Consider the following 7,900-nt stretch of genomic DNA (forward strand, 5'->3'; position numbering starts at 1 on the left):
TTCGACATGGCAAAGCGAAAGCAGACTGCGCCGCGCGCGAGCTGCGGACGTGTCTGGAAGCGGCAATAATTTGAGGGAGGATGGTCGCAGCGGCAAAAGGGTGCCCTGCCCGCCTGGATAACGCTTCTTCTTACAGCCCGTCCGTGGCGTTTGTTCTGAGTAAGGATCGCCCGGGCAGATGTGCTGCCCGGGCGGATGTCTGGTTAGGCGACCAGATCGTAGCGATCGGCGTTCATCACCTTGGTCCAGGCCGCAACGAAATCACGCACGAACTTTTCGGCGTTATCATCCTGAGCATAGACTTCGGCATAGGCCCGCAGGATCGAATTCGATCCGAACACGAGGTCGGCACTGGTCGCCGTCCACTTGACGGCACCGGTCTTGCGATCGCGCAACTGATACAGGCCATCCTGGTCAACCGGATGCCAGCTGTTGGCCATATCGGTCAGGTTGACAAAGAAGTCTGTCGACAACGTTCCTTCGCGGTCTGTGAACACACCATGCTTGGAACCGCCATGGTTGGTCCCGAGGACCCGCATACCACCGACAAGCACGACCATCTCTGGTGCGGTCAGGCCAAGCAGTTGAGCGCGGTCAAGCATCAGCTCTTCGGCACGTACCGCATAGTTTTCCTTCTGCCAGTTGCGGAACCCATCGGCCAGGGGCTCAAGATCGGTAAAGCTGTCGGCGTCAGTCTGTTCCGCAGACGCGTCGCCGCGGCCTTTGGCAAATGGCACCTCAACATTAAAGCCACCGGCCCGGATCGCCTGCTCGAGACCCACTGTGCCGGCCAGAACGATGACATCGGCAAGGGATGCGCCATTGTCGTAGGCGATGGGTGTCAGCGTTTTCAGCACCTTTTCCAACCGGTCAGGTTCGTTGCCTTCCCAATCCTTCTGCGGTGCCAGACGGATGCGCGCGCCATTGGCACCGCCCCGCTTGTCGGAACCACGGAAAGTGCGTGCACTGTCCCAGGCGGTCGCGATCATCTCGGCGGCGGTCAGGCCGCTGTCGGCGATCTTGGCCTTGAGCGTGGCGACATCGTAGTCAGTGTTGCCGGCAGGTACCGGATCTTGCCAGATCAGATCTTCGGCGGGCACATCGGGACCGTAGTAGTTCACCTTTGGCCCCATGTCGCGGTGCGTCAGCTTGAACCACGCGCGCGAGAACGTCTCTGCCAGATAGGCAGGGTCCTTGTAGAACCGTTCGCAGATTTCGCGGTAGATCGGGTCGATCTTCATGGCCATGTCCGCGTCGGTCATGATCGGGTTGTGCTTGATCGATGGATCACTTGCATCAGGCACCTTCAACTCTTCGGGAAGGTTGATCGGTTCCCACTGCCATGCACCGGCGCGGGATTTCTTCAGCTCCCATTCCTGCCCAAGCAGAAGTTCAAGATAGCCGTGGTCCCACTGGGTCGGGTTTGTGGTCCAGGCCCCTTCCAAACCGGATGTGTGGGCCGTGTTCGCCTTGCCATTGAAGTTGGGGTTATCCCAGCCGAAACCGGCATCGGCAATGGGCGCGCCTTCGGGGGCCGGGCCGATATCGGCCATCATGCCGTGGCATTTGCCGACGGTGTGACCGCCAACGGTCAACGCCGCCGTCTCTTCGTCATTCATCGCCATCCGCGAGAACGTCATGCGCACATATTGCGCCGTCAGCGCCGGATCGGGGTTCCCGTTCACGCCTTCGGGGTTCACATAGATCAGACCCATGTGAGACGCGGCAAGCGGGTTATACATGGTGTTGGCATCTTCGACATCCGTGACGCGTTCGTCGGTCGGTGCCATCAGGACGCTGTCGTTGCCCCAGTTGATGTCAGTCTCGGGGGCCCAGATGTCTTCGCGGCCAAAACCGAATCCGAAAGTCTTCAGACCCATCGATTCATACGCGATTGTACCGGACAGCACGATCAGGTCGGCCCAGGACAGCGCGTTGCCGTATTTCTTCTTGACCGGCCACAGCAGACGCCGCGCCTTGTCGAGGCTGGCGTTGTCGGGCCAGGAGTTCAGAGGCGCAAAGCGGATGTTGCCGGAACCGGCACCGCCACGGCCGTCCCCCAGACGGTACGAACCGGCGGAATGCCACGCCAGACGGATGAAAAAGCCGCCATAGTGGCCCCAATCGGCCGGCCACCATTCCTGGCTGTCGGTCATCAGCGCGTGAACGTCGGCCTTGACCGCTTCGTAGTCCAGCCCTTTGACGGCGTCACGGTGGTTGTAGTCCACGTCCATCGGGTTGGTGCGCGCACCGTGCTGGTGCAGAATGTCGAGGTTAAGCGACCGGGGCCACCATTCGGTCACCGACTGTTCCACAGTCGTGTTACCACCGTGCATGACAGGGCAGCCGCCCGTCGAATTCACATTGTTGCCGTCCATGGGATCCTCCAAGTTTTCAATCTTTGCACTGGCAGCAACCTGACAGCGCGTTCGGCATTCTTATAGGCCTCCGGCCTGCATAAAATCAAATTGAATAATCTTACCGCCGCGATAAGCTGAACTTATGAAAAACCTCACGCTCAAACAGCTTCGTTATTTCGATGCCCTGGCCCGCCATCGCCACTTTGGCCGCGCCGCCGATGCCTCTTCGATCTCGCAGCCCGCCATATCCCTGCAGATAAAAGAGCTGGAACGCATGTTCGGTGTGCCGCTTGTCGAACGCAGTGCGCCCAAGATCAGACTGACCCCTGTCGGAGAGGACTTTATCACAAAGGGGCGGCAGATTCTACTCGCCGTCGAGGAACTCGAAGACCTCGTCCGCGCGTCCAATGGGCCGCTCGCCGGTCGCCTGCGGCTTGGGATCATTCCGACCGTCGGCCCCTATCTGTTGCCCGAAATTCTGCTGGCCCTTTCCGCACGCTACCCCGAGCTTGAGCTTGAAGTGCGCGAATCCATGACGAAGGCGCTGATTGACGATCTGTCCGAAGGTCTTCTTGACCTCGCAGTGGTAGCCCTTCCGATTTCCGAACCGAACCTGATGGAATTCCCGCTTTTCGAAGAAGAATTTGCGCTGGTGCGGCCCATGGGGGACGCTGAAAAGCCGATCCCAAGCCCCAAGCTGCTTCGGACCATGCGCCTGCTGCTGCTCGAAGAGGGGCATTGCTTTCGCGATCAGGCCCTGTCGGTATGCCAGATTTCAGAGGCACAGCCGCGTCAGTTGATGGAAGGCAGTTCACTTTCTACTCTGGTGCAAATGGTCGGTGCCGGCATGGGCGTGACGCTTATCCCCGAGATCGCGATCAATCTCGAAGCGCGGTCCACGGATGTTTCGATCGTCAAGTTCCCCAAACCCGCCCCCACGCGCACCATCGGCATGGTCTGGCGCACCACGAACCCGCTGTCAGACCAGCTTGCCCAGATCGGAGAGATCGTGCGCGGTGTCGGGCAAAAGAAACGCGACAGTACCGGTGCCTATGCTGGCGGTGATGCCGACCTGACGGCCTGACACCGAGGGCTGCGCTGAAACCGTCTTAGCCCAGCGAATTGGTCGCATGTTCGATCAAATCCTTGACCGCTGCAATGCGCGCTACCCCGGAACGCCCGGTACGGGATATCAGCCACAAATCGTGATACCGTTTTTCCCGAAGGTCATGAACAGACAGGCTCCCTTGGTCGGGAAAAGCATCGACGCCGGACTTTGGCAGGATCGTGTACCCGATCCCCTGCGCAACCGGGATCGGAATCTGGCCGATCTGATTGATGAAAGTCCGCACCTTCAGATGGTCGGCACCCTTGTAGGTCTGCGGAAAGTTCCGTTGCAGCAGATCGTCGGCATAGGCAAAGCCGTCCGGATGGGCGACAAAGCCCAGATCATTCAGTCTGTCCAGGTCTAGATCAGCGGCCTGAAAGGCAGCCGGCAGGACCAGACACAGTTCCTCCTCACCCAGTCGCAAAGCCTGCACTCGGGGGTGATCCGGTTTGTCCCCGACGATGCCCAGATCAAGTTCACCGTCCAGAACACCAGCTACAATGCTGGCCTGCGGGGCCGCAGCCAGGCGGATCACAAGGTTCGGCGCGCGCCGCATCCGATCAAGTAGGTAGGGGTAAATCCAAAGCGCAAAGCTGCCCGAGCACCCGATACTGACCGTTCCGACATCCGGATCATCGACCTGAACGGCCTCGCGCAATGCTCTTTCCTGTAGGCGACGGGCCTTTCCGACCGACAGCACAGCCTCGCCCGCAGGCGAGAGGGTAAAGGTCTTGCCATCCCGCACGATCAGCGGCGTGCCTACCTGTTCTTCCAGCTTTCGCAAATGCTGCGAAACGCCGGGTTGCGTCATCCCAAGCCGTTCCGCCGTTCGCGTGAAATGGCCAACGTCGCATAAGGTCGTAAAGGTGTCCAACCACGTAGCGTTCAGCACAATCATTCCACATTGTTATCAAAATAATTAAACATCATAATTTTTCATTGCCCTCCAGTCCAGCTAAAACACTGCTAGCAACTGGAAAGGAAAATACATGACACCGACACCACGAACGTTCTCTCATATCGGGCTATCAGTCCCTGACCTGGACAAGGCCATCAAATTCTACGGCGATGTCCTTGGGTTCTACGTCATCATGCCGCCGACCGAGATTATCGAAGACGACAGCGACATCGGGCAGATGTGCACCGACGTCTTTGGTCCGGGCTGGGGCCGTCTGCGCATCGCACATCTTGCGACCGCTGACAGGATCGGCTTTGAGTTGTTCGAATTCGAAGGGCATCACGCCCCGGCTGAAAACCTGAATTTCCGGCAGAACGGCACGTTCCATTTTGCGATCCAGGACCCGAACCTCGAAGACCTTCTGGCGAAAATCGTAGCGGCGGGCGGCAAGCAGCGCATGCCGGTTCGGGAATATTTCCCCGACGAAAAACCGTATCGCATGGTTTATGTCGAGGACCCCTTCGGCATCGTCTTCGAGCTGTACAGTCACAGCTACGAGCTGACCTACTCGGCCGGTGCCTATTCCTAGATCTACGGCCGGGTTCGATGGCCGGCATGCCCCCAAGCGGGGCTGCCGGCCCTCTCGCCCCCTCCGCCCTTACCGACGAGGCGCGTGTGCGTGCCCTAAATGCTGCTCAGGATTTCTTTGGACACCACCCGGCCAAGTTCATCGCAGTTGGCCAAGCCTTGCGAAAAGGGATGGCGGGTCAGGATTTGCGGCATCGCAAGGCAATAAACACTGCCCTGAACCGCGCCGGACAGGTCAAGCCTGAAGGGGGCCGAAAGATCGGCCGCCGGATCAGCCAGCGCATCGACCAAGGTTGGAAACGGCAGATCGGAAATGTCTGCTGACGCCTGACCGCGGGCATCAATCAGCGCCGCAAACTCGATATCCCCGTCAACGGTCGATACCGTGACGCCGCCTGCCGCATTGTTGCGCAGGGATGACTCAGAACCCGTCGGAATAATCTGCAGCACCCCTGCATCATACAACGCCAACACCCGGCGCACGGAAATATGGGGGATCGCAGCATAACAATCCCCGAACACCGGCATCAGCTTTTCGTTGAAGGTTTTCCAATCCGCGTCGTTCATATGCTCAAGGATCATCTCGAAATTTTCATGCCCGCGCAAAAGGGCGTAGCGTTCCGGCTGGGTCTCCTTCAGCTCCTTGGACTTGATCGCGGCCCCCAACGTCTCGCGCAAGGCGCGCAGCCCCCCTACCGTTTCGCGGTGTTCAAAATACGCTGCCGAGAAGCCATCGATCGTCTGTGCATCGGGGCCAAGTTCAGCCATGTACTCCGGTGCCACCTCGTTCAATTCGGCCAGCAAAAGCCCGAACACGCGCGTCAAGAGAGCCTCGGGGCCCTTTTCGACTTCGGCGGCAACGGCATCGCTGTGCAAATGCGTCAGCCTTTCGTAAGGAAACGGGTAGTAAAAATCAGGTTCGGGGATAATCCCCTTGTGAGAAACCATCGTGATCGAGAGCGCCTCGCGACCCGTATCCGCAAACCAGCTGACCTTGTCGTTCTCTTCGGTAAAGGTGCCATGCTCCTGCCCAAGGGCGACGACTACATCAATCGCGGACAAGGAGGACCCCAACACCCCGATGTCACCCGCCGGCTGATCCGTGATGTTGGTATAGGGCCAAGGCGAGACAAGGTCGGCCTTGCCAAGTTTGGGCGATGACGGCCAGTCGTGTCCCGTCGCCAGGACAACATCGTCGAACGCGAACACCGATTTGCCATCCGGCGTCGACACCTCAAGCGCAACGCCGCCCCCGGTTGGCATCACGTCAACAACCCGGTGGCCGGGCAGAACGCGGATCGTGTGACCGGCTTTTCGCCCCGCATCGCACAGATCGCTGAATTCAGACTTCAGATATTCCCCCAGCAGCACCCTGGGATAGAAATCACGCGCATCAATATCCGCGCGCCCAAGGTCCCAGGCATCCAGAAACCCGTCATCCTGATCGTGCAGCCACGATACAAGAGGCCGCGTGACAGAGGGAATTTCCCTGCTGAACGCATTGCAATACATATAGTCCGCATTCATGCCCGCCCGGTAAGGCATGCCGCAGCCGACCTGATCCGTGGCATCGAAGACGGTCAGATCAACGGGAAGGTCGCCGGTCAAAAGCCCTTTGACCGTATAAACGGCCATTGGTCCAGCGCCGACAACAGCGATATTTCTTGTCGTTTCCATATTCGCCTTGTCCAAGTTCCGCGCCCCTTGTGGTGGTTAAAGCCTCTGCCGGTTTCGACATTTCTCCAGCTGTCCGAAGTCACGACATAGCACCGGAGGCAGCCCCTTCAAGGCGGCCCCGAGATGGTATGACTTCCCCCTTTGATGCCGGCTACTGCAAGAGGTGAGCCGAGACAAAAAAGGCAGGGATTTATAGAAGCCCATTGAAATCGCCCTGCCTAACGAACGATTGAGCGGAGCGGAGCAAACGCCATCTTCCCCCTGCCCGTATCTGCGCCGCCGCCCAGCTAGTGAAAGCCGCCATTTGCCGTTAGTGTGAATGAGGATACCCGTGGCGCGTCAAGATCACTGGGACGGCGTGGGTAACCGGCATGGAGCACCACGCCGCCGCCGGTTGGCCGACACAGGCTTTGGCACCGGGCTTCATGCCCAAGGGCGTCAATGATGAACCCTATGATCCTTTTGCCATCGACGGGGCCGACCACTGGTACACCGTCGTGGCACAACGGGTGCGGGCAATCTCGAACGATCTGGCGAACCAGACCTTCCGTCCTGGCTGGCTGCGGTCCGTGGGACAAGGCTGGACCAACTTCGCTGTTGAAAGCGTCATGGACGAAGCCGCCCATAAGGTTGGTGCCGATCCGCTGCAATTCCGTCTTGATCACCTGAAGGCTGAAGGCATGAACGCAGGATCGGGCCCCAATGCGGTGGGTGGCGCATCCCGGCAGGCGACCGTTCTGCAGCGTGTGGCCGAAATGTCCGGCTATGGCAAAACCGAACTGCCGGAAGGCACTGCAATCGGGATTGCCACGACCTTCGGCCAGTCGCGCACCCTGCCGACCTGGACCGCCGCCGCTGTCCAGCTCGCAGTGGATGCGGAAACCGGCGCGGTGGATGTTCAGAAGATACGGCTGGCTTTTGACTGCGGCACCGTCGTTGACCCGGATGGCGCACATGCGCAATGCGAGGGCGCGGCGCTTTGGGGGCTGTCCATGGCGCTGCATGAGGGCACCCGGATTGAAAACGGCAATGTCGTCGACCGCAATCTGGGGGCTTATACGCCGCTGCGTCTTGCGGATGTGCCTGAACTGGAGATTGATTTCCTTGAAAGCGCCGAAGTGCCTGTGGGTCTTGGCGAGCCGGGCACCACGGTCATTGCCCCGGCCATTGCCAACGCGATCTTCACTGCGACCGGCGCGCGCTTCCGTCACCTGCCGATCACTGGCGATGCCGTGCTTGCAGCCCTGAAAGACTAACACCACCGGGCGG

General features: G+C 59.5%; 6 protein-coding genes. 3 read left to right on the plus strand and 3 right to left on the minus strand.

What is annotated here, in order from left to right; genetic code table 11:
- Window positions 1-203: 203 nt before the first annotated feature.
- Entirely contained in the window at window positions 204-2,378 is a 2,175-nt protein-coding gene (gene katG, locus RGAI101_RS05415) for a catalase/peroxidase HPI (RefSeq protein ID WP_008224974.1), read from the minus strand.
- Window positions 2,379-2,502: 124 nt separating this feature from the next.
- Between katG and RGAI101_RS05420 the strand changes: the two genes are divergently transcribed.
- A complete protein-coding gene (locus tag RGAI101_RS05420) occupies window positions 2,503-3,444 on the plus strand; it encodes a hydrogen peroxide-inducible genes activator (protein WP_008225435.1) in 942 nt (313 codons plus the stop codon).
- A gap of 25 nt (window positions 3,445-3,469) precedes the next feature.
- Here RGAI101_RS05420 and RGAI101_RS05425 read toward each other — a convergent pair whose 3' ends face one another.
- Complete coding sequence (locus RGAI101_RS05425; RefSeq protein WP_008227417.1) at window positions 3,470-4,366, minus strand: LysR family transcriptional regulator; 897 nt, start codon at window positions 4,364-4,366, stop codon at window positions 3,470-3,472.
- A 91-nt stretch (window positions 4,367-4,457) separates the two neighbouring features.
- Here RGAI101_RS05425 and RGAI101_RS05430 point away from each other — a divergent pair, with 91 nt between their 5' ends.
- A complete protein-coding gene (locus tag RGAI101_RS05430; RefSeq protein ID WP_008225858.1) occupies window positions 4,458-4,955 on the plus strand; it encodes a lactoylglutathione lyase family protein in 498 nt (165 codons plus the stop codon).
- Between the two features lie 95 nt (window positions 4,956-5,050).
- On the opposite strand, the gene RGAI101_RS05435 is transcribed toward RGAI101_RS05430, so the two are convergent.
- Window positions 5,051-6,631: an FAD/NAD(P)-binding protein gene (locus RGAI101_RS05435; RefSeq protein ID WP_083792010.1), complete on the minus strand. Its 1,581-nt coding sequence runs from the start codon at window positions 6,629-6,631 to the stop codon at window positions 5,051-5,053.
- Window positions 6,632-7,002: 371 nt separating this feature from the next.
- Here RGAI101_RS05435 and RGAI101_RS05440 point away from each other — a divergent pair, with 371 nt between their 5' ends.
- Window positions 7,003-7,887, plus strand: coding sequence for a molybdopterin cofactor-binding domain-containing protein (locus RGAI101_RS05440; RefSeq protein WP_008225896.1), 885 nt, complete (start codon window positions 7,003-7,005; stop codon window positions 7,885-7,887).
- The last annotated feature ends 13 nt before the right edge of the window (window positions 7,888-7,900 follow it).

This window comes from Roseobacter sp. GAI101 (assembly GCF_000156335.1).
In the GTDB taxonomy this organism is placed as follows: Bacteria; Pseudomonadota; Alphaproteobacteria; order Rhodobacterales; family Rhodobacteraceae; genus Sulfitobacter.

What these genes read in the sequence shown, in the direction of transcription:
- katG (WP_008224974.1), bottom strand. Translation starts at nt 2,378, where the DNA reads ATGGACGGCAACAATGTGAATTCGACGGGCGGCTGCCCTGTCATGCAC.
- RGAI101_RS05420 (WP_008225435.1), top strand. Translation starts at nt 2,503, where the DNA reads ATGAAAAACCTCACGCTCAAACAGCTTCGTTATTTCGATGCCCTGGCC.
- RGAI101_RS05425 (WP_008227417.1), bottom strand. Translation starts at nt 4,366, where the DNA reads ATGATTGTGCTGAACGCTACGTGGTTGGACACCTTTACGACCTTATGC.
- RGAI101_RS05430 (WP_008225858.1), top strand. Translation starts at nt 4,458, where the DNA reads ATGACACCGACACCACGAACGTTCTCTCATATCGGGCTATCAGTCCCT.
- RGAI101_RS05435 (WP_083792010.1), bottom strand. Translation starts at nt 6,631, where the DNA reads ATGGAAACGACAAGAAATATCGCTGTTGTCGGCGCTGGACCAATGGCC.
- RGAI101_RS05440 (WP_008225896.1), top strand. Translation starts at nt 7,003, where the DNA reads ATGGAGCACCACGCCGCCGCCGGTTGGCCGACACAGGCTTTGGCACCG.